This window comes from Porphyromonas sp. COT-290 OH3588 (assembly GCF_000769075.1).
In the GTDB taxonomy this organism is placed as follows: Bacteria; Bacteroidota; Bacteroidia; order Bacteroidales; family Porphyromonadaceae; genus Porphyromonas.
Map to the genome: position 1 here is coordinate 181,664 of NZ_JRFC01000014.1, position 20,359 is coordinate 202,022.

18 protein-coding genes and 2 tRNA genes are annotated in these 20,359 nt (G+C 51.4%); 7 read left to right on the forward strand and 13 right to left on the reverse strand.

The window, feature by feature from the left end:
- From HQ48_RS02565 to HQ48_RS02575, 3 genes are all read right to left on the reverse strand, one after another.
- Entirely contained in the window at positions 1 to 711 is a 711-nt protein-coding gene (locus HQ48_RS02565; protein WP_044189066.1) for a precorrin-2 C(20)-methyltransferase, read from the reverse strand.
- A gap of 72 nt (positions 712 to 783) precedes the next feature.
- Positions 784 to 1,272 (reverse strand): regulatory protein RecX, encoded by a 489-nt coding sequence (locus HQ48_RS02570; protein ID WP_044231549.1) that lies wholly within the window; start codon positions 1,270 to 1,272, stop codon positions 784 to 786.
- Positions 1,248 to 2,141 carry a HemK/PrmC family methyltransferase gene (locus tag HQ48_RS02575; protein ID WP_044231550.1) on the reverse strand — a complete coding sequence of 298 codons (894 nt, stop codon included), beginning with the start codon at positions 2,139 to 2,141 and terminating at the stop codon, positions 1,248 to 1,250. The genes HQ48_RS02570 and HQ48_RS02575 overlap by 25 nt, the downstream gene beginning before the upstream one ends.
- A 25-nt stretch (positions 2,142 to 2,166) precedes the next feature.
- On the opposite strand from HQ48_RS02575, the gene ribD reads away from it, so the two are divergent.
- The 6 genes from ribD (at position 2,167) to HQ48_RS02600 (ending at position 7,066) form a co-directional block, all read left to right on the forward strand.
- Positions 2,167 to 3,171 carry a bifunctional diaminohydroxyphosphoribosylaminopyrimidine deaminase/5-amino-6-(5-phosphoribosylamino)uracil reductase RibD gene (gene ribD, locus HQ48_RS02580; protein WP_044189069.1) on the forward strand — a complete coding sequence of 335 codons (1,005 nt, stop codon included), beginning with the start codon at positions 2,167 to 2,169 and terminating at the stop codon, positions 3,169 to 3,171.
- Between the two features lie 999 nt (positions 3,172 to 4,170).
- On the forward strand, positions 4,171 to 4,398 hold the full coding sequence (locus tag HQ48_RS09140; protein ID WP_081964774.1) for a ferredoxin family protein: 228 nt from the start codon (positions 4,171 to 4,173) through the stop codon (positions 4,396 to 4,398).
- 24 nt (positions 4,399 to 4,422) lie between these two features.
- The gene (locus HQ48_RS02585; protein WP_044189070.1) at positions 4,423 to 5,505 is read left to right on the forward strand and encodes a 3-methyl-2-oxobutanoate dehydrogenase subunit VorB; all 1,083 of its coding nucleotides are present in this window, start codon (positions 4,423 to 4,425) and stop codon (positions 5,503 to 5,505) included.
- Between the two features lie 5 nt (positions 5,506 to 5,510).
- A complete protein-coding gene (locus HQ48_RS02590; RefSeq protein WP_044189071.1) occupies positions 5,511 to 5,708 on the forward strand; it encodes a hypothetical protein in 198 nt (65 codons plus the stop codon).
- A 9-nt stretch (positions 5,709 to 5,717) separates the two neighbouring features.
- Positions 5,718 to 6,479, forward strand: coding sequence for a thiamine pyrophosphate-dependent enzyme (locus HQ48_RS02595; protein ID WP_044189075.1), 762 nt, complete (start codon positions 5,718 to 5,720; stop codon positions 6,477 to 6,479).
- A gap of 38 nt (positions 6,480 to 6,517) precedes the next feature.
- The gene (locus HQ48_RS02600; protein WP_044189078.1) at positions 6,518 to 7,066 is read left to right on the forward strand and encodes a 2-oxoacid:acceptor oxidoreductase family protein; all 549 of its coding nucleotides are present in this window, start codon (positions 6,518 to 6,520) and stop codon (positions 7,064 to 7,066) included.
- A gap of 83 nt (positions 7,067 to 7,149) precedes the next feature.
- Here the strand turns inward: HQ48_RS02600 and cls are convergent, their stop codons facing one another.
- The 9 genes from cls to HQ48_RS02645 form a co-directional block, all read right to left on the reverse strand.
- On the reverse strand, positions 7,150 to 8,298 hold the full coding sequence (cls, locus tag HQ48_RS02605) for a cardiolipin synthase (RefSeq protein ID WP_152568313.1): 1,149 nt from the start codon (positions 8,296 to 8,298) through the stop codon (positions 7,150 to 7,152).
- A 241-nt stretch (positions 8,299 to 8,539) separates the two neighbouring features.
- Positions 8,540 to 8,866, reverse strand: coding sequence for a PG0541 family transporter-associated protein (locus HQ48_RS02610; protein ID WP_044231551.1), 327 nt, complete (start codon positions 8,864 to 8,866; stop codon positions 8,540 to 8,542).
- Between the two features lie 4 nt (positions 8,867 to 8,870).
- Entirely contained in the window at positions 8,871 to 12,005 is a 3,135-nt protein-coding gene (locus HQ48_RS02615) for an efflux RND transporter permease subunit (protein WP_044231552.1), read from the reverse strand.
- A gap of 20 nt (positions 12,006 to 12,025) precedes the next feature.
- Entirely contained in the window at positions 12,026 to 13,069 is a 1,044-nt protein-coding gene (locus HQ48_RS02620) for an efflux RND transporter periplasmic adaptor subunit (protein ID WP_044231553.1), read from the reverse strand.
- 59 nt (positions 13,070 to 13,128) lie between these two features.
- Positions 13,129 to 14,526, reverse strand: coding sequence for a TolC family protein (locus HQ48_RS02625; RefSeq protein WP_081969695.1), 1,398 nt, complete (start codon positions 14,524 to 14,526; stop codon positions 13,129 to 13,131).
- Between the two features lie 291 nt (positions 14,527 to 14,817).
- Entirely contained in the window at positions 14,818 to 16,671 is a 1,854-nt protein-coding gene (locus HQ48_RS02630; RefSeq protein ID WP_255360626.1) for a YgiQ family radical SAM protein, read from the reverse strand.
- Positions 16,650 to 17,477 (reverse strand): 4-(cytidine 5'-diphospho)-2-C-methyl-D-erythritol kinase, encoded by an 828-nt coding sequence (gene ispE, locus HQ48_RS02635; RefSeq protein WP_044231556.1) that lies wholly within the window; start codon positions 17,475 to 17,477, stop codon positions 16,650 to 16,652. The genes HQ48_RS02630 and ispE overlap by 22 nt, the downstream gene beginning before the upstream one ends.
- A gap of 76 nt (positions 17,478 to 17,553) precedes the next feature.
- A tRNA-Leu gene (locus HQ48_RS02640) sits at positions 17,554 to 17,637 on the reverse strand.
- Between the two features lie 44 nt (positions 17,638 to 17,681).
- Positions 17,682 to 17,764, reverse strand: a tRNA-Leu gene (locus HQ48_RS02645).
- A gap of 213 nt (positions 17,765 to 17,977) precedes the next feature.
- On the opposite strand from HQ48_RS02645, the gene megL reads away from it, so the two are divergent.
- Complete coding sequence (gene megL, locus HQ48_RS02650; RefSeq protein ID WP_044231557.1) at positions 17,978 to 19,177, forward strand: methionine gamma-lyase; 1,200 nt, start codon at positions 17,978 to 17,980, stop codon at positions 19,175 to 19,177.
- Positions 19,178 to 19,248: 71 nt separating this feature from the next.
- Here megL and lpxK read toward each other — a convergent pair whose 3' ends face one another.
- On the reverse strand, positions 19,249 to 20,355 hold the full coding sequence (gene lpxK, locus HQ48_RS02655) for a tetraacyldisaccharide 4'-kinase (RefSeq protein ID WP_044231558.1): 1,107 nt from the start codon (positions 20,353 to 20,355) through the stop codon (positions 19,249 to 19,251).
- Between the last annotated feature and the right edge of the window lie 4 nt (positions 20,356 to 20,359).

The following is a 20,359-nucleotide window of genomic DNA, read 5'->3' on the forward strand; positions in this document are numbered from 1 at the left end:
CTATCTCGTTTTGCTGATGATGATTGAGAAGTAGGGGAACTTGCGTGTGCAAATCTCCTCTAGGTCGGTCGAGTAGTACTCGCGCTCCTGCCCTACAAACTCTAGGTAATGCCACTTACGCTCGGGATAGGCTCTTACTGCTCTCTGTATCTCATCTTGGCAGAGTGAGCCTTTCATCACGACAATGGTGTGCTGGCTGCTCCATGCTTCTGTCCACTCGGCTTCGGTAGCCTCCCCGGGTATTACCCGTAGTTGCTCCTCCAGCTGTACGAGCTGACCTCCGATGAGGGCATTGCAGGCGATAAAGGCTGGGACTCCTGCCAGTTGCTTGATGGAGAGCCCTGCCTCTAGCAGATGATCACCGATGTAGGCAGATGAAGAGTAGAAACCACTATCTCCCTCGGCCACCACGGCGATGCACTCATCGCAGCCCATCTGGCGTAGGCTGATGATCTCGTCGGCTACCCGACGGTATGCTCTCTCGGCTCCCTCTCTCTGCTTGCTCATCGGCAGGTCGTAGCTGATAAGTTGCTCGGCTCGAATGCCGAGGCTGAGCATGATCTCTGTGGCTTTGGACGAGCGCTTGCCTGTGGGTGCAATAGCTACCGGTGTATAGATACGGCTACAACGCTCAAGGAGTCTAAAGGCTTGTAGGGTCATTAGCTCGGGCTCGCCCGGGCCTAGGGAAACGAAGTATATAGGTTCTGTCATAAGTCTAGTATGTTTAGTCTGAATGAAGTCCAACAAAGGTAATGAGAGCAGACAATATGCCTAGTGTGAGATCTATGAGGTAGCCGCCAGCGCCGAGGCAACACTCGACACGGCCTCGTAGTCGTAGCCACGATAGAGGCCGTAACGCATCAGACGCTCGTAGACCTTGTGCCGATCGAGCCCCGAGGGTAGGCTCTTATATTTCTTTTCCAGCAGTTTCTGCAGCTGCTCTCGTGGGTCAAGCTCCTCCTCCAGTCGCCGTAGAGCGGCTGCGATGTCTGCCGACTTGAGGTGGCGACCTCTGAGTTCCTGCTCGATGCGTCTAGCTCCCCAGCCAGAGAAGCGATGTTTGTCACGAGCGAAAGCCTCGGCATACCGCCCCTCATCGACGAAGCCCTCCGTTTGTAGGTAGTTGAGTATGTCGGCATAGTCCTCGGGCGAAGCCTCCCATTGCTCGAGCTTGCGCCTTACCTCCCAGAGGCACCGCTCTGCCCCCACGCAGTAGCGTGCTGCCTTACCGAGGGCTTGCTCTCGTGTCAAAGGGGCTTTGTCTTGACGCATAGAAATCTCTTTTTACCGCTAAGATCATTGACCAGCTCTATATGCTCAAGTCTAGAGCCGAGTATTGTCGAGATGCTATCGAGAGTCTGCTCCGCATAGACTGGGTTAAGCTCCATATAGAGGTGCCCCCCCGAGGCTAGCCAACCGCTCGAGGCTAGGCGAGCGATCTCCTCGTAGTATATAATAGGATTGTGCTCTGGGGCGAATAGAGCCGTTGAGGGCTCGTAGCCAAGTATCTGTGAAGTCATCTCCTTGGCCTCCTCTGGGTGAATATACGGCGGATTGCTTACTATGAGATCGTAGGGTTGCTCGGGGCTATCATCAAGACAGCTGAACAAATCTCTGTGTATGAGGCTAAGCTCAGCCCCGCTTGTGCGCTGATAGTCCTCTAGGTTGCGCCGAGCCGTAGGCAACGCCTTACTTGAGTACTCCATACAGTCTGCCACAAGTCTGCTCCCCCAAGCCGAGGCCAAGGCACATGGGATACAGCCACTACCAGTCCCCACATCCAGTAGCCGCCTCCGCTCTTGTCCCTGCTCTCGCTCGACGATAAGCTCCACGAGCTCCTCCGTTTCTGGGCGTGGAATCAGAACGCCCGGCGCTACCTCTATGCGCACACCATAGAAATAGGTATAACCTAGGACATACTGCAAGGGCTCTCCCTCGGCTAGCCGACTGAGCTGCCCCTCTAGTGTCGCTAAGATCTGAGCGGACAAAAGTGTATCTTTGTCTATCATCAAGAGGGACGTATGGGAGATCTGCAAGCACTCCTCAAGTAGGATACGCACGATAGCCTGCGCCTCGCTCGCCTCGTATAGAGATGCTATGCGCTGTGAGGCAGACTGCTGAAACTCTCTGATCGTAGTCATAAACGCAAAAGTAATGAAATAATCAATGGTATCGGACGAAAAACTGTACATGCTCAGAGCCCTAGAGCTGGCTGCTCTAGGCGAGGCTACAGCTCGCCCCAACCCAATGGTCGGGGCGGTGCTTGTGCACGATGGGGAGATCATCGGTGAGGGGTACCATCACGCCTATGGTGAGCCCCATGCAGAGGTTATGGCCATACGCAGCGTACGCCAGACCGAGCTACTCTCTAGCTCTACTCTGTATGTGAGCCTAGAGCCCTGCTCCCACTATGGTAAGACACCTCCCTGCGCCTCGCTCATCATTCAGCATCGCATTCCTCGTGTCGTAGTGGCGATGCTGGACCCCTATCCTGCAGTGTCTGGTAGAGGTATCGAGATGCTCCGGCAAGCAGGCATCGAGGTAGAGGTCGGTTTGCTACAAGAGGAGGCCGAGCGGCTCAATGCTCCCTTCGTTTGTCAGTACACACAGGGGCGTCCCTTCATTACCCTCAAGTGGGCAGAGAGCCGCGATGGCTTCATGGATAAGCTGCGTCTGTCGCACACCGAGCCTGCCATGCTCTTCTCTTCGTCCTTTCGTCTGCGGCTTGTACACCGAGAACGCATGATGCACCAAGCCATATTGGTCGGCTACCGAACGGCTCTGCTAGACAACCCTAGCCTCACTAACCGACACTGGCATGGTCGCCACCCCATACGCATCGTGCTCGACCCCCATCTATCTCTGCCTAGCGACCTGCGTATCTTCACAGACGAGCAGGCGCCTACTTGGGTGCTACACGACAGTAGGCTCCCTGCACCCAGCCCAGTAGGCCGAGTGCGCTACATCGGCATCGACCTAGACAGCCCTACCAGCCAAGCTGTGACTCAAGCTCTCTATGCCGAGGGCATACAGTCCATTTTTGTAGAGGGAGGCGCCAAGACGCTTCAGAGCTTCATTGATCAAGGATTGTACGACTGCCTAGAGCGTGAGATCTCCTCACTATCTCTAGGCGAGGGGGTACCTGCTCCACGCTTGCCTCTCGAGAAATAGTCTATGGTATGCACCGTTCTCTAGGGACAGTAGCTTGACCTAATTTGAGGTGCCTAGCCACCTTGGCCCTCTTTTTAGTAGGAGCATCGGACCGAAACGCTATATAGCTATCGGCTGATGCTCCTGTTTTTTTGATTGATGAGCGAAGACATGCAGCTCTTATATGCATAAATCCCTTCACGGCCATGGTTTTTATCTTTTTGGTTAAAGTGTGTAAAGTGAATATCGTCAGAACTCGAGAGGAAAGAGGAGGACTATGGACGAATACCTCAAGGTTTGTGGCAAAATTGAAGGACTAATCGTGTAAGATTGGTGCACCAATCTATTGCAATGTGTCCATCAATCTCATGCAATTGATGGGAAGAAATGCTGAAGGTTGAGTACTGATTCAGTAGGTATTGCTCTTGGGTTTATTTTATCTATCTGTTTATTAGCGTTTTGACCAGAGGCCTTTTATGGGAGCTTTTTACCTTGTAGAGTGTTCTAAGTACTCCATTGGGGGGCAGACGCCGTGTAGCGCCTCTGAGGGGGCAAATATGCAGTCTGAACCGTAGAGCCGTAGCACAGTTCTCTTTTCCCATCAATATCCCGAGAATTGGTCTAAAATATAAATATGGCTTCATTCATCTAGGCAAAAATTGAAGCTCATATTGGCTACCGTGTATCAAAGGCATCTCTTAGCTCTAGGATATACCCATAGAGTATGCTACGGCTAGACGTTTTGCAATTCTATTCGTTTAATGAACGGGCCTTGCAAAGAAATCTTATAATTACATCTTTAGTTAATCTAGAAGTATAGTATTGACTTTTACATATATACACAAGCCTCTGTTTGCCGTTTGTGTGCTTGATGGGGAATTTGCTCAGCACTTAAAAATATGAATTAGCTAAATCTTTGTATTTTGAAAAATAACCGTACATTTGGAGGGATAAATAAAATGAGTTTATCACTTGGAGCCTCATAGACTCCAGCGATTTTAATCTTAAACAGTTTATAAAATGGCAAAAGTAAGAGGGACTATTGTGGTTAATACACAGCGCTGTAAGGGTTGCAACCTCTGCGTTGTGTCGTGCCCAACCAAAGTGTTGGAGCTACATCCTACTGAGGTCAATGAAAAGAGCTATCACTACGCTCGCCTCAAGAACAACGATGATTGCATCGGCTGCGCAAGCTGTGGAATGGTTTGCCCCGATGGGTGCATCACCGTGTATAAGGTTAAACTATAATTATCTCCTGAATAAAATTTCGATATGGCAGAGGAAATTAAGTTGATGAAGGGCAATGAAGCCATTGCTCATGCTGCTATCCGCTATGGTGTAGATGGCTATTTTGGTTATCCTATTACGCCTCAGTCCGAGATCCTAGAGACTCTGATGGAGGAGCGTCCTTGGCTAACCACTGGTATGGTGGTACTACAAGCCGAGAGCGAAGTAGCAGCTATAAATATGGTATATGGAGGTGCTGGTTGTGGCAAGCGTGTGATGACTTCATCGTCTAGCCCCGGTATGAGCCTCAAGCAGGAGGGCATTAGCTACATTGCAGGAGCAGAGCTACCTTGCTTGCTAGTCAATGTGATGCGTGGAGGCCCCGGTTTGGGTACGATCCAGCCTAGTCAGGCCGACTATTTCCAGACCGTTAAGGGTGGTGGCCACGGAGATTACCGCCTCATCACACTTGCCCCCAACTCAGTTCAGGAGATGGCCGACTTCGTAGGCTTGGGGCTTGAGCTGGCATTCAAATACAATAATCCTGCTATCATTCTCACCGATGGTATTATCGGCCAAATGATGGAGAAGGTTAAGCTCCCCGACTTCCACCCTCGTCGCAGCGATGAGCAGATACGCCAAGAGTGTCCATGGGCTACTCTGGGTCGCCTAGATGGCAGAGCCCCCAATGTGATCACATCGCTAGAGCTTGAGTCGTCGATCATGGAGAAGAATAACGAACGCTTCCAGAAGAAGTTTAAGGCTATCGAGGACAACGAGGTGCGCTACGAGGCTGTGCAGACAGAGGATGCCGAGTATCTGCTCGTAGCTTTCGGCTCGTCTAGCCGTATCTGTCAGAAGACAGTAGACCTAGCACGTGCTCAAGGCATCAAGCTCGGCCTGCTTCGCCCAATCACACTATGGCCATTCCCAAGTCAGGCTATTGCAGACCTCACGAGCCACGTCAAGGGAATACTCGTGGCAGAGCTCAATGCTGGTCAGATGGTTGAAGACGTGCGCCTAGCTGTCAATGGCAAAGTACCAGTAGAACACTATGGGCGTATGGGCGGTATGCTCTTCTCGCCTAATGAAATCTTGGACGAACTAAAAAAACTCTTTAATCTATAAGACTTATGGATAGGGAAGAAAGACGCATTCCTCACTTCAGTCTAGATGCAATCTTAACTTTGATATTTTATCTCCTTGTGCTAGCCACTTTGGTCAGCTACTTCGTTTGGGGAACCGAGGAGAAATGGATATTCATGTCGTGTGGCATCGCCGCTCTAGCTGTACGTGCTATTTCTTACCTAATAAGACTAATAAAAAGATAAAGCAAGAAGATGGATATCAAAGATATAATCAAGCCAGAGAATCTGGTCTATCAGAAGCCAGAGCTGATGAACGACGTCAATATGCACTACTGCCCCGGCTGTAGCCATGGGGTGGTGCACAAGCTAGTGGCAGAAGTCGTCCAAGAGATGGGTATGCAAGAGAAGACTGTGGGCGTGGCCCCAGTAGGCTGCGCTGTATTTGCCTATAAGTATGTCGATGTAGACTGGCAGGAAGCTGCTCACGGCCGTGCTCCCGCCGTAGCCACAGCCATCAAGCGTCTCAACCCAGATCGTATGGTCTTTACCTATCAGGGAGATGGCGACCTCGCTGCTATTGGTACAGCCGAGACGATCCACGCCTGCAACCGTGGCGAAAACATCGTGATTATCTTCATCAACAATGGTATCTATGGTATGACTGGCGGACAGATGGCTCCGACCACCCTGCCGGGCATGAAGACTGCTACCTGCCCCGACGGGCGTGACACGGAGATGAACGGTTATCCACTCAAGATCTCCGATATGCTCGCTCTTGTAGATGGTACCTGCTATGTCACTCGCCAAGCTGTGCACACACCTGCAGCCGTGCGCAAGGCCAAGAAGGCACTAGAGAAGGCTTTCGCCAACTCTATGGCACGTAAGGGAACCTCTGTTGTAGAGATTGTGTCTACTTGCAACTCGGGTTGGAAGATGTCGCCAGCCGACTCCAACACTTGGATGGCAGAGCATATGTTTAAGCACTATCCTCTCGGCGATATTAAGGATATCTAACCCATTAGTACTGATTCTAATAATAACTATATAGCATCATGACATACGAAATAGTGATCGCGGGCTTCGGCGGACAAGGTGTACTATCAATGGGTAAGATACTTGCTTACTCAGGGTTGATGGAAGATAAAGAAGTGAGCTGGATGCCTTCGTATGGACCAGAGCAGCGTGGAGGCACCTCCAACGTGACTGTTATTGTGAGCGACGAACCCGTTAGCTCGCCCGTAGTTCAGGACTATGACGTAGTGGTTGCCCTCAACCAACCCTCACTCAATAAGTTTGCTCCCCACGTTAAGCCCGGTGGAGTACTGATCTACGACTCTAATGGTATTCACCACGTGCCAGAGCGCAATGACATAGAGATCTACGAGGTAGACGCAACCAATGAGGCTAATCGTATGGGTAACCAGAAGGTATTCAATATGCTTATCCTTGGAGCTCTACTCGCCACACGTCCGATGATCCACATGGATAGCATCGAGAAAGGGCTTCGCAAGTCGCTCCCAGAGCGTCACCATAAACTCATACCGATGAATATGGAGGCACTCGAGAAAGGTAAGAGCCTGCTCAAACGCCTAGAGCGATAGCCGAGAGAATAGGTCTTTATATATAAAAGGGGCTGTGGCAAGATCAAACATTGCCACAGCCCCTTTTGTGTGTCTGATTACTCCTAGAGGAAGGGAGTGAAGAGGTTGGCGAACCAACCTACGAACTTGCGCCAGAGGCTTCGCTTGTGCCAGTAATTTCTGTCTAGCTGGACGCAGTGCTCGGCATCTTGACGGAAGATGGTGTCGATTTGTGCCGTCATGCCTCGGTCGAAGATGAAAGCATTGGTTTCGTAGTCGTATCTGAGGCTACGGCTGTTGAGGTTGGCAGAGCCTACTGTACAGAATGTATTGTCTACTGTCATAGCCTTGGAGTGGTGGAAGCCACCTTGATAAAGTAGCACCTTAGCACCACGCTTGGAGAGCTTGTTTAGTTTGTGTAGCATTGCGTCGGGAGTAAATGGTATATCCGACTTCTCGGGTACCATAATACTGATCTCAACGCCTCGCTCTAGGGCCCTCTTGATGGCTCTATTAATAGAGCTCGTAGGGACAAAGTAAGGATTGATGATGCGTACGTGGCTACCAGCTAGGTTGATCGAGTGAGTGTAGGCCTCCTTAATTGATTCGGGCGTCTTATTAGGACGGCGATCAACGATGGATACGCTCTGTCCGGATAAGCTATCTCGCAGGATAATAGGTGGAAAGTATTGGTCGCCCTCAATGGACTGCTTGGCTTCTTTATTCCATGCACCAAGAAAGATGCGCTGCAGATCTGCCACAGCCTCCCCCTCGATTCTCAGGTGCATATCCAGCCATGGCCCGATCTTGGGTAGTCCCTTGATGTAGTAGTCGGCTACATTCATGCCTCCAGTGTAGCCAATCAGTCCATCAATGACGACGATCTTACGGTGATCTCGGCTACTGGCATGGTTGATGTATGGGAAAACGATGGGGTCGAACTTCACGATCTCTATACCACTGGCTCGGATCGAGTCGAGGTGATGCCGCTTAAGCGGACGATTGTTGGACCAATTGCCAAAGTCGTCGAATAGGATACGCACCTCCACCCCTTGGGCGACTTTTGCTTTGAGCAAGCTAAAGAGAGCAGAGGAGATGGAGTCGTTGCGGAAATTAAAGTACTCCATGTGTACGTGATGCTTGGCTTGACCAATGGCATCGAAGAGGTCATTAAATTTATCTTGACCTCGAGTGAAGAGGCGTATACGATTGTGTGACGAAACGGGGAAGCCGTCTATCTCCAAGATCTTCATCAGCAAACTATCGCTGGGGATCTGGCTACCATCTGCGAGAACTGAACTATCTGGACGGGCGTATGCGATAGAGTCCGATCGGTCGATGCGAGCTGTAGAGCAGGCAAATCCGATTGCGCATATCAGAGTAAAGATGGAGAGTAGATGTAATCTGAGAAACACGAACGAAATAGATGTATATAGGCTTACCAAGGGAGGGCTTAGATAGCCTCCCCTTGGTAAGATAAACGAATCAGTTTGCTTAGATAGTTTGCTCGATAGACCAGACGAAAGCACGTAAGCCCTGCTCGGGTGTAGCTTCGTCCAGAGCCTTCAGATCCGAGAGTAGCTGGGGAACTTTCTCCTCTGGTACGACTACTAGCATCGATGAGTTCATCGTAGGCCACGCATGGCTACCGAGATGCGGATCGCCTTGATGTGTCCCCTGCCCCGGAGTTTCTGCCCAACTCGTGTAGCCCTTGAGGCTGAGATGGCGCAAGATGCGTAGGATCAGCGGGTGATAAGCCTGATTATAGGCGATGAAAACCGATTTGAGAGATGTCTTGGGTGTATAGTCTGATGTGTACATTGCGCTAGGAGTGTAAGCGTTCGGTTGCCTTGCGGCGGATTTTGCGAGCTAATAGCCTCTGATCACGTTTGAGGCGGAACCCCTCTACGGAGGCGTATATCGTCGGGATAAGGATCAGGGTAACAAGTGTAGAGAAGCTCAGACCAAAGGCTACCGCCACCCCCATAGACTTCCACATATCTCCCCCCTCACCTAGGCCTAGAGCCATCGGGATCATACCTAGTACCGTAGTACAAGTGGTCATCAGTACGGGGCGTAGGCGAGAACGACCCGAGGCAATCACAGAGCGAGAGATACCCATGCCACGCTCTCGGCAGAGCTGTATGTAGTCAATTAGTACGATACCATTCTTCACCACGATACCCACGAGCATGATCAGACCGATAAGTGCCATAGCTCCCATAGGGATTTGGGTCACAATCAGCCCAAAGAGTACTCCCGTAAAGGCAAATGGCACAGAGAACATGATGACAAATGGAGCAGACAGACTCTCAAACTGCGCAGCCATTACAATGAATACAAGTATGATGATCAGGGCAAGAAGCGTGAAAAGCTCCCCAAAGGTTTCTTGCTGGGTTTCGTAGATCCCACCCATCTTGTAAGTAATGTTGCTTGGCAGTGCAGTCTCGTCGATAGCATTCTGTACGCTCTCCACAAGATCGCTCAAGGCATATCCAGAGGCTAGGCTCACGCCTAGGGTAACGACTCTCGAGCGATCCTTACGCTCGATCGTTGGTGGAGTAAAGGCCTCTTCGATATGCCCTAGCTCACCTAGACGTATCTGCTTCCCTTGAGTTGTGTACACAGGGATTGCTAGGATATCCTGCATAGACTGGCGAGCCTCAGGGGCGTAGCTCACTCTTATATCGTATTCGTCACCATCTTCACGGTAGAACGAAGCCACAGAGCCATTGATCGCATTACGCAAGAAACTGGAAGCTGTCGCTAGATTTAGCCCATGAGAGGCGAGCTTCTCTCTATCGAAAATGAAGCGCATCTCGGGCGTGTACTCCTTACGACTAATCGTAACTTGCGAGCAGGCATTAGAAGACTCGATCTTAGCTTTGAGTTCCTTGGCAATCGTTGTCGTTGCATCGAAGTCGTGGCCGAATAGATCGAGGTCCACATCGCTCTTGCCGCCTTCTCCTCCGCCACCACCTTTGACGGTCGAGCTTGTTACGGCAGGATATTCGGCTATAATCCCTCGGATATCTTCTGCAATCTGATCTTGGCTACGTGTCCTCTCGGAGAAGCCAACCAGCCCGATGCGGAAGGACACGATGTTATTACCATTAGCTTGAGAGGCTGCGAAGGCGTTGCTCGCATCTGCTTGCCCTACCGACATAGACACAATATGGATCTCTGGGCAGGCCTTACGCCAGCGGTCTTGTAGCTCCCTCCCTAGCTCACGTGTAGTTTCTATACGTGTCCCTACTGGGAGCTCGACAGATGCCACGATGAAGCCATTGTCTTGCGCAGGCATAAACTCTGTTTTGATCAGCGAAGCTAGCATAATGCTCGTAGAGAAGAAGAGGAAAGCTAGTGCAATGGTCGTTTTGCGATGGCCGATGGCCCACGATAGAGATCGAGCATACACATCGTCCAGAGCACTTAGGCCACGATTGACTGGAGCAAAAACTTTGGCAGCCAAGCGGGATTGGCGTGCGTCACGCTTGAGCATCAGAGAGCTCATCATAGGCGTCAGGGTAAGAGCTGCGAAGGTCGATACGATCATTACAATGCTAATAATCCAGCCAAGCTGGCGGAACATCAAGCCGCTCTGCCCGCTAATCATCGTCAGAGGGAGAAACACGGCAAGCATAGTCAGCGTTGAGGCCACCACAGAGATACCTACTTCGTTCGTGCCGTGAACGGCTGCCTGCTTGGGATAGCTCCCTCGTTCAATATGTGTCGTTATATTTTCCAAAACTACGATCGCATCATCGACGACCATACCGATGGCAATGGAGAGCGAGCTCAGAGAGATGACGTTGAGCGAATTGCCCGACATCAGCAGGTAAATGAAAGCTCCTATCAGTGAAACTGGGATAGTCAGAATGATGATGAACGTCGCAGAGGCTCTAGCCAAGAAGATATACACGACGATCATCACGATGATGAAGGTAATGGCGATCGTTTGAGATAGGCTGTTGATTGTAGAGGTGATGAAGGTCGAGGTGTCGATGATGTAGTCGATCTTGATGTCTTCGGGAAGCTCTCTCTGGATTAGAGGTAGCTCTTTGCTTACCTGCTTGGAGATCTCTACGGCATTCGCCCCAGATTGTTTGTTGATGACGATGATTGCCCCACGCTTACCATTGGTATAGTTCTCTTGCATACGTTCAACCGTGCTATCCTCGATGCGTGCTACATCTCGCAGGTAGACACTCGCACCATTAAACGAAGCAACGACTATACTGCCCAACTGTTGCGGATCGTTCAGTTCCCCCTGCACACGTAGAGAGTTAGTCTTGCTGCCAAGATCAATTTGACCTGCTGGTATGTTGGAGTTTTCTGCTGAAACGATTTGTGAGATCTGACCGATGGTCAGGTTGTATGCCTCGAGTTTCTGAGGATCGCAGTAGATCTGTATAGCACGCTCTTCTGCTCCCACGACAGAGACAGAGCCGACGCCATCTAGACGAGCTAGGCGGTTCACCAGTAGATCGTCCAGAATCTTATTCATCGCACGAGAGCTCTCCTCAGCCTCTACTGTGAGTATTGCTACGGGAATATCACTAGTACTGAACTTGAAGATCGTTGGATTCACAACTCCAGCAGGTAGTCTGCTTCGGATTGCATCAATCTTGTCACGTGTGTCGTTAGTCGCCTCAGCGATATCGGTCCCGGCCTCGAATTCTAGTGTGATGAAAGATGTGTTCTCACTGCTGACCGACTTGATATGTTTGAGGTTATCGACACTGTTGAGGCTGTTTTCTAGTAATTTACTGACATTGGTTTCTATGTCCTCGGCACTCGCTCCGGGATATGCTGTGATGACCATAATCGTCGTGGGGTCAGTCTCTGGCATCAAATCGACTGATAGTCGTGTCAGAGAAAACAGCCCCACGATAGCGATGGCCACGAAGACGAGAGCCGTGGTAATCGGACGCTTGACTGCACTGCTGTATATGCTCATATCTGTAGAGATTGGAGTATTTATCGGCTCGCCTGCAATACGACAGACATACCATTAGTAAGGGTAGATGGAGAGGAGGTGATCACGGCTTCTCCAGCATCCAAACCTGAGAGTATCTCGTAGCGATCGCCATAGAGGGATCCCAGCTCTACCACTCGACGCATCGCTTTGCCGTCTTGATAGACATAGACGAAGCGTTCGCCGCTCCCTACTTGGCGTAGCACTGCCATATCGGGGACGAGGAGAGCCTCCTTATCGCCCAAGTCTAGTGTGATGCGACTATACATTCCGGGGCGAAGCTCTTGCTTACGGTTGGGAGCCTCTACCTCTACTGTAATAGTATGTGTGGCAGGATTGATTGTGGGGAAGACATTAGAGATGCGTGCGTCAAAAGCCTCGCCCGAGAGGGCATCTACCACAATCGTGGCAGGGCGTCCCTGTTTGAGCAGGCTGTAATGCTCTTCCGAAACTTGAACCTCCGCTTTGACTGGGCTAATCTGCTCGACTATGAGTATTGGCTGGCTGGGAGCAGTCATATCACCTATGTCGTAATTCTTGGCTGTTACCACCCCAGAGGTAGGGCTGCGTAGGATAGTATTGGAGTACAGATTACTATATGCCTCTTGGGCAATGCGCATCGCACTGGAGGCCTGCTCCCACTGAGCCTTCGCTACACCTCCTATCTTGTAGAGCTCGTTGAGGCGATCGTAATTAACCTTGGCATCATCAAGCTGGATTTTAGCTTGGTTAAGTGCAAAGGGATCTAGCCTACCTAGTACTTGCCCAGCTCCTACTCGATCACCGACACGTACTAGCAACTGCTGCAGGCGTCCGCCGGTCTGGGTGGAGATAGTGTTGGTTACTTTAGCTTTGAGGGCAGCACTGTACTCAAGCTCTACCGCTACTGTGTCGCGCACTGCGGTGCTGATCTCCACAACTCTAATAGAGATTGAGTCAGCCTGCTTGTTCCCTTCGGTATTGTCTTTCGCTCCTTGGCAGGCGCCTAGCCCTAGAGCGAGCATAGCGGTGAGTAGGCCAAAGAAGCTTTTCCTCGTCTGTTTCATATTCCGTATATAGCCTTATTGATCTTGTGATATTAGCCTCGATCCTTGGATCAGAGGCATTACTGCTGTTTGTTGGACTTCATATAGATGCGCCCCTCGAGCTGATCTAGCGTATAGGAGGCGACCATATAGTTGAAGATAGACTGGTTGAGGTTGAGCTGAGCCTGTCTGAGCGCCAGATCGGCGTCGTTGAGCTCTAGGATCGTCGCAGCACCCGTGCGGTAGCGTGCTTGTGCGATGTCGTAGCCTTTCTGTGCACTACGCACGGCCTCTTGAGAGGCTACGAATTGCGAAGCAGCGTTGCGCTGTTCGCTGCGTGAGTTCGTCAGTCCAAGGTTGAGCTCTTTCTCTGTTTGGCGTCTTTGTAGTGCCAGTTGTTGCAGCTGCAGGCGTGTGGCCTTTAGGTCGTAGTAGCGGCTCCCACCCGAGAATACTGGGATATTGAGCGAAACACCGATCATAGAGTGTGGAGACCAACGGCGGTTATTGTCTAGCTTAAACTGATCACTGGCGAAGCTGTAGTTGTAGGAGAAGCTAAGCGAGAGGGTTGGTGCGTACGCCATTTTCTTCACTTTGATGATCTTCTCAAGCTGATCGCCTTGTAGATCCAGTGTGCGTAGCGCCGAATTCTGCTCCAGAGATAGGGGGGCATCGTCCGAGAGTAGGCGTCCATATACTACATGGCTGTAGTCTTCGAGTTGCTCTTTGAGTTTAATGGGGTGATCAGGATCTATATTCATGAGTACCTTGAGCTTCATCTCTGCTAGACGAACCGACTGCTGTGCTCGTATTACCTCTGTCACTAGATTTTTGACCTGTGCATCCATGCGAATCAGATCGTACTCGGCCACTAGACCCTGCTCAAATTTCTGTCGGATCTGCCCGTGGTTTTCTTGGGCATTGGCGAGGCTTTCCTCGAGCACCCTAAGGGCATCTCGAGCCATGAGTGCCCCCAGATAAGCCTTGCGTACCTCGGAGGTCATCTCCACTCGAGAGGCACGTGCTTTTTCCACAGCTTGCTCTACGGCATTACGGTCTAGGGCCAGACTTGCCCAGAGTTGAGGTGCCAAGACTGCTACCCCTGCCTGTACTCCTGCTTGGATATTGTGCGTCTGCCCCATCTCAATACCCTCTTTGGGGAAAGCTGATGCAAATGGATTGGACGAATCATCTCCACCGCCGAAGTAAACACGTTGCTTCTTGAGTGTGTAGCCATACGAGCCAGAGAGATTGACGTTCGGTAGTAAAGCTGATAAGCCTTTGCGTTGATTATAGGTAGCCCTCGTGACCTCCATGTCGCTAGTGGTAACATTGGCATTCTGTTTGTAAGCTATCTCTATCGCACGTGCCATGTCTAGACTAAGCGTGTCGGGCTTCTCTTGAGCTGACAACGAAGGGCTAAGCCAAGCCATTGCCAAGGCGGCAATGCTCGCTAGCCTTGTATCACATATCCGCATATCTGTTTCTGTTTTAGTTGTTGGGGGCAAAACTTCAACTTTGGCATTCCCCTTGGGTGGACTGGAGTGGGCAAAGCAAAGATACCAAACGCATGGTTTGCTAGGAGGATACTGCATATTGTGCCCAAGCCAACCAGAGCAAATGGTAGGCTGCTTTGCATACGGCGAACACCTCTATCTGTCTGGCTAGCAAAGGTACAGCAAAATATGTAAAAACACACGAAGATCTATACAAAAAGAGCGGAAACGTCTTTTTGTATAGATGACTATGTGCTATTTGTTCCTTTGTGTCTACCGTTTGCGTTGATGCCCATTGCCGAAGAGCTCACGCTCGAGGTCTGGGCGACCCATCTTGCGTAGGGCCTTCATGATCTTGGCGCGCTGGGCTGGCTGATACCAAAAGAAGAACTGATGCTGAGCTGTTTTCTGCGTTTCAGTGATTGCCGTGAAGACGGGTTCTAGAGTATAGGGGTGGATACCCGTGTAGTAGATCTCGGTAGCCAGAGTCATTGGTGTAGGTGTGAAGTCTTGTATTTGCTCCAAGCGGAAGCCGAGTTTCTTGGTTTCGGCAGCTAGCTCTGCCATATCCTCCTCTGTGCAGCCAGGGTGGCTACTGATAAAGTAAGGGATAATTTGCTGATTTTGTCCGCTGGCTTGGTTCACTTCGTCGAAGAACTTCTTAAACTCGTAGAACATCTTGAACGAAGGTTTGCGCATCAGGTTAAGCACCCGGTCACTCGTGTGCTCTGGGGCTACTTTGAGCCTGCCCGAGACGTGCTTCTCCACCAAATCACGAGCATAGACGAATGCCGCCTCTCGGTGTTTAGGGTCGTGGTGGTCGCCGAAGAATAGGTCGTAGCGGATGCCGCTAGAGATGAAGCTCTTCTTGATGCGTGGATGCTCGTCGATGCGCCTAAGCAGATTGGTCAGGCGTGTATGGTCAGCGTTTAGGTTGGGACATATCTTGGGGTGGATGCAGCTTGGGCGGCGACACATCTCACAGATCGACAGATTCTTCCCTTTCATCGCATACATATTGGCAGAGGGGCCACCCACATCACTTAGATAGCCCTTGAAGTCCTCCATCTGTGTGATAGCATCTACTTCCTTGAGTATAGAACGCTCGCTACGGCTGGCGACGAACTTGCCTTGATGTGCACTGATCGTGCAGAACGCACAGCCCCCGAAACACCCACGGTGCATATTGACCGAGAACTTAATCATCTCATAAGCCCCCAGTTTCTTACCTCTATATTTGGGGTGGGGCAGGCGTGTGTAAGGCAGGTCGAAGCTCGTATCAATCTCTCGGCTCGTCATCGGCGGATAGGGCGGATTGACCACTAAGATACGTCCACCTACGGCTTGCAGGATGCGGTTAGCCTTTATCATATTGCTCTGCTGCTCGATGTGCTTGAAGTTAGCTGCCTGCTTGCGCTTATTCTCTAGGCACTCCTCATGTCCATAGAGGATGATGTCGCCTTTCTTAGCCTCGAAGTCTTTGCGTGAGGCGAGGTAAGCCGTCTGAGGAATATCCTTGAGGCTAGCGAAAGCTTCACCCGCTTGCAGTCGGCTCACGAGGCTACGCAAAGGCTGCTCGCCCATACCATATATAAGTAGGTCGGCCTTGGTCTGCGCCAGAATGGTGGGCATCAGACGGTCGCTCCAGTAGTCGTAGTGCGTGACACGCCTAAGACTGGCCTCTACGCCCCCAAGGACGATGGGGACGTCGGGGTAGAACTTGCGGATGCAGTCCGCATACACGATAGAGGGATAGTCGGGGCGCATATCGTTGCGCCCGTCGGGGGTATAGGCATCTTCCTTGCGTAAACGCTTGCGAGCCGTGTACTTATTGACCATCGAGTCCATAACCCCAGCCGAGATACCGAAGAATAGACGCGGACGACCAAGCTTCTTGAAGTCGCGCAGGTCGTCACGCCAGTTGGGCTGTGGCACGATCGCTACCCTCAGCCCCATGGACTCGAGGAAGCGTCCTACCACTGCATTGCCAAAGGAAGGATGATCGACATACGCATCGCCAGAGAAGATGATCACGTCGGCCTCGTCCCAGCCGCGCATCTCCATCTCTTTCTTGGTCGTCGGTAGCCACAGTGGCTTTTTGCTTTCTACGGAAGTTTGTGTTGCCAAATGAAGTAATCTTTTAGTTCATATCTATCTAGCTCGATCTCCTCGGCGAATATGCCGTATAGGGCAGCTCCCGAGCCAGTCATAGAGGCGTAGATCGCCCCTTGGTCGTAGAGCCAAGTCTTGATCTTCTCGAGCTCTGGGTAAAGAGGGAAGAGGCTCTCTTCAAAATCATTAACCACTCGAGAGTGCCATTGTTCTAGTGATAGGTCGAGGAGCTCGCGTAGAGGTTCGGGTGCAGGGGCTACACGTCGGAGTCCACGGAAAGCCTCTGCTGTGCTGATGTGTAGCTCGGGTTTGACGACTACAAGTACATAGCCCGAGAGGGATAATCCCTCGTAGGGCGTTAGTTGCTCCCCGATGCCTTCGCCGAAGGCGGGTACGTTGTCGATGAAGACGGGGCAATCCGCCCCAAGCCCTAGGGCAATCTCTCGTAACTCCTCTTGGGTGACTCCTAACGCAAGCTTTCGGTTGAGCATCGTGAGCATAAAGGAGGCATCGGCCGAACCGCCACCCATACCTGCCCCCGAGGGGATATGCTTGCGGAGGTAGATGTCTAGAGGGGGAACGGCATAGCGCGCCCTAAGAGCACGAACGGCACGCAGGGCGAGGTTGTCTGCAGGGTCGCCTAGATTGTCTGCCCCGTATAGAGTAAGCCTATCTTCCTGCCCCTCGGGTAGAGGATGCGCCTCTAGGACATCGCACAGTGGGATGGGATAGAATAGAGTCTCTAGCAGATGATAGCCGTCTGGGCGGCGACCTATGATGTTGAGCCCAAGATTGATCTTGGCATTGGGGAATGAGATCATAAGCGGATAAACCTGAAAAAGGAAAATCTAAAAAGAAAAAGTGATCAACAACCTTGATTGCTGACCACTCTCTAAGTACGCGAGATGAGATTTGAACTCACACGCCGAAACCGGCACTACCCCCTCAAAGTAGCGTGTCTACCAATTCCACCACCCGCGCATTATGTCTTTGCTTTAGAGAGCAAGGAGCTGATTGTATCCTCGTGCCCGGGACAGGAATCGAACCTGCACGTCTTTTGAACACTCGCACCTGAAACGAGCGCGTCTACCAATTCCGCCACCCGGGCTCTCTTTTGCGATGCAAAGATAGAACGAGTTTTCTAAACCACCAAACACTTCCCAAACTTTTCTGCGCCTCTCGCGTTCCGCCGCACTCAAGAGGGCTGTATAACGTTAGTTTACTCTTGATGTCTAGTATAATGATCGACAAATAGGGATAAACATCTATATTTGCTAGAAGAATGAAGCAAGTAATTGTCTAACTCTAATAAATACACATTATGCTGACACCCGAAGAGATTAAGAAGGCTGGCTTTGCAACACGCTCCATACACGTAGGTGCGGAGAAAAACATGTACGGCACGCTTGCATCACCAATCTACCAAACCTCAACATTTATATTCGACAACGCCGAGCAGGGAGGTCGCCGCTTTGCGCTGGAGGAGGGCGGCTATATTTATAGCCGTCTAGGTAACCCAACCTGCACTACGGTCGAAGAGAAAGTAGCCTCCCTAGAGGGCGGTGAGGCCTGCGTAAGTGCGGCCTCTGGCATGGGGGCTATTACCTCAGCGATCTGGGTATGTGTGCAGGCAGGCGACCACATCGTAGCAGGTAAGACCCTCTATGGCTGTACGTATGCCTTCCTTGAGCATGGGCTCAAGCGCTATGGCGTAGAGGTTAGCTTCGTCGATATGCGTGACCCCGAGGAGGTGCGCCGTGCGATGCGCCCAAATACCAAACTGGTTTATGTGGAAACCCCTGCCAATCCCAATATGTATCTGGCCGACATAGAGGCTATCGCCAAGATTGCCCACGCCCAAGAGGGTGTGCGCGTCATGGTAGACAATACCTACTGTACACCCTACATCTGCCGCCCGCTAAGCCATGGAGCGGATATCGTGGTACACTCGGCAACGAAGTTTCTCAACGGGCATGGTGACGTCATCGCAGGTTTCGTAGTCGGTAGCCAAGAGTACATCGACCAAGTTCGTCTAGTTGGCATCAAGGATCTTACGGGGGCATCACTCGGCCCATTCGAGGCATTTCTGATCAACAGAGGGCTCAAAACCCTACACGTGCGCATGGAGCGACACTGCGAGAATGCTCAGCAGGTGGCGGAGTTCCTAGAGCGTCACCCCAGAGTAACGAACGTAGCCTATCCCGGCCTAGAGAGTTTCCCTCAGAGAGAGCTTGCCAAGAAATATATGCGCCTACCCGGCTCGATGATTGCCTTCGAGGTAGCAGGAGGCCTCGAGGCTGGGCGCAAACTGATGAACTCTGTACATCTATGCAGCCTTGCCGTTAGCCTCGGAGATACCGAGACGCTCATTGAGCACCCCGCTTCCATGACACACTCGCCCTACACTCCCGAAGAGCGAGCGGCCAGCGATATATCGGAGGGGCTAGTACGCCTATCAGTTGGTATTGAGGACGCCGAAGACATTATCGCTGACCTAGAGCAAGCTCTAGCCTCGATATAGTACCCCCCCAAAACATAAAATCCCCTAGAGCTCACGGGCTCTAGGGGATTTTATGTTTTGGGGGGCCTGCTCTAGATCTGCAGCGAAGCGGGCTTGGCCCTTGCAGCTAGCCAGATAGATCGCTTGAGCTCCTCCTCATTGTGCAAAACCTCCACGTGGATCGGGAGGTAATAGATACGGCTAAGCAACTCGGGGCTTAGATGAGCTTGGTACTCTATGAGCCGAACGGCATCTTTCTCCGTGCAAATGACATAGAGAGAGGTATTATCCTCTGCTAGCAACTCGCTGTACCGTTGGTTTAGCTCTCTGATATCGTCTTGCTCGAAGTGGTGATGATCGGGGTAGATGAACTTATCCACTAGCCTAAAACGTGCCTCTAACCTCTGGACAAAAGGATCGGGATTAGCGATACCAGCCAGAGCCACGACCCTATCCACCCGACCGGGAGGTGCAGCCTCTGCCGAGGCATCTAGGGGCGGCACCAACGGCTGCAACGCCTGATAGGCCATACGAGAGAAGTAAATCTGTTGATGAGGGAAGAGAGCCAGATTGCGCTCGATGATGCGCTGCTGTATGGGGCTCATATCCTCTGGGCACTTGGTCACGATGATGCAGTCAGCTCTGTAGAGTGCAGAGATAGACTCTCGCAGATTGCCCTCTGGTAGTAGCCGATCGTCCCACACTGGTCGTCTAGCATCTACAAGCAGTATCGAGTAGGAAGGCTTGAGGTAGCGGTGCTGATAGCCATCGTCCATGACCACCACCTCGGGGCGCTGATCTGCTGGCAGCGACATCAAGTAGCGCATCGCTCGCCGTCTATTGCCATCCACTACGACCTGTACCTGCGGATATTTGAGCTTGATCTGCCTAGGCTCATCACCGATCTCTAGAGGGCTAGATACCTCGGTAGCCACGACTAGGCCTTTGCTCTTGCGCTTGTAGCCGCGACTAAGTACTGCGACGCGATACTGCTGATGCAGATGCTGGAGAATATACTCCACATGAGGTGTCTTACCTGTACCTCCTATGGCGATATTGCCGACGCAGATAACGGGGATAGGGAAGGCTTCGCTAGGCAATAATCCACGATCAAAACAAAAATTGCGCAGAGCCACGCCCCTGCCGTATAGCCAAGCAAGGGGACGCAGCAATGGACGGTACTTGGTGATCGTGGACATATTC

What these genes read in the sequence shown, in the direction of transcription:
- HQ48_RS02600 (WP_044189078.1), top strand. Translation starts at nt 6,518, where the DNA reads ATGACATACGAAATAGTGATCGCGGGCTTCGGCGGACAAGGTGTACTA.
- HQ48_RS02565 (WP_044189066.1), bottom strand. Translation starts at nt 711, where the DNA reads ATGACAGAACCTATATACTTCGTTTCCCTAGGCCCGGGCGAGCCCGAG.
- HQ48_RS02615 (WP_044231552.1), bottom strand. Translation starts at nt 12,005, where the DNA reads ATGAGCATATACAGCAGTGCAGTCAAGCGTCCGATTACCACGGCTCTC.
- HQ48_RS02590 (WP_044189071.1), top strand. Translation starts at nt 5,511, where the DNA reads ATGGATAGGGAAGAAAGACGCATTCCTCACTTCAGTCTAGATGCAATC.
- HQ48_RS02575 (WP_044231550.1), bottom strand. Translation starts at nt 2,141, where the DNA reads ATGACTACGATCAGAGAGTTTCAGCAGTCTGCCTCACAGCGCATAGCA.
- HQ48_RS02570 (WP_044231549.1), bottom strand. Translation starts at nt 1,272, where the DNA reads ATGCGTCAAGACAAAGCCCCTTTGACACGAGAGCAAGCCCTCGGTAAG.
- ispE (WP_044231556.1), bottom strand. Translation starts at nt 17,477, where the DNA reads ATGATCTCATTCCCCAATGCCAAGATCAATCTTGGGCTCAACATCATA.
- HQ48_RS02625 (WP_081969695.1), bottom strand. Translation starts at nt 14,526, where the DNA reads ATGCGGATATGTGATACAAGGCTAGCGAGCATTGCCGCCTTGGCAATG.
- HQ48_RS02595 (WP_044189075.1), top strand. Translation starts at nt 5,718, where the DNA reads ATGGATATCAAAGATATAATCAAGCCAGAGAATCTGGTCTATCAGAAG.
- HQ48_RS02620 (WP_044231553.1), bottom strand. Translation starts at nt 13,069, where the DNA reads ATGAAACAGACGAGGAAAAGCTTCTTTGGCCTACTCACCGCTATGCTC.
- cls (WP_152568313.1), bottom strand. Translation starts at nt 8,298, where the DNA reads ATGAAGATCTTGGAGATAGACGGCTTCCCCGTTTCGTCACACAATCGT.
- ribD (WP_044189069.1), top strand. Translation starts at nt 2,167, where the DNA reads ATGGTATCGGACGAAAAACTGTACATGCTCAGAGCCCTAGAGCTGGCT.
- megL (WP_044231557.1), top strand. Translation starts at nt 17,978, where the DNA reads ATGCTGACACCCGAAGAGATTAAGAAGGCTGGCTTTGCAACACGCTCC.
- HQ48_RS09140 (WP_081964774.1), top strand. Translation starts at nt 4,171, where the DNA reads ATGGCAAAAGTAAGAGGGACTATTGTGGTTAATACACAGCGCTGTAAG.
- HQ48_RS02610 (WP_044231551.1), bottom strand. Translation starts at nt 8,866, where the DNA reads ATGTACACATCAGACTATACACCCAAGACATCTCTCAAATCGGTTTTC.
- HQ48_RS02585 (WP_044189070.1), top strand. Translation starts at nt 4,423, where the DNA reads ATGGCAGAGGAAATTAAGTTGATGAAGGGCAATGAAGCCATTGCTCAT.
- lpxK (WP_044231558.1), bottom strand. Translation starts at nt 20,355, where the DNA reads ATGTCCACGATCACCAAGTACCGTCCATTGCTGCGTCCCCTTGCTTGG.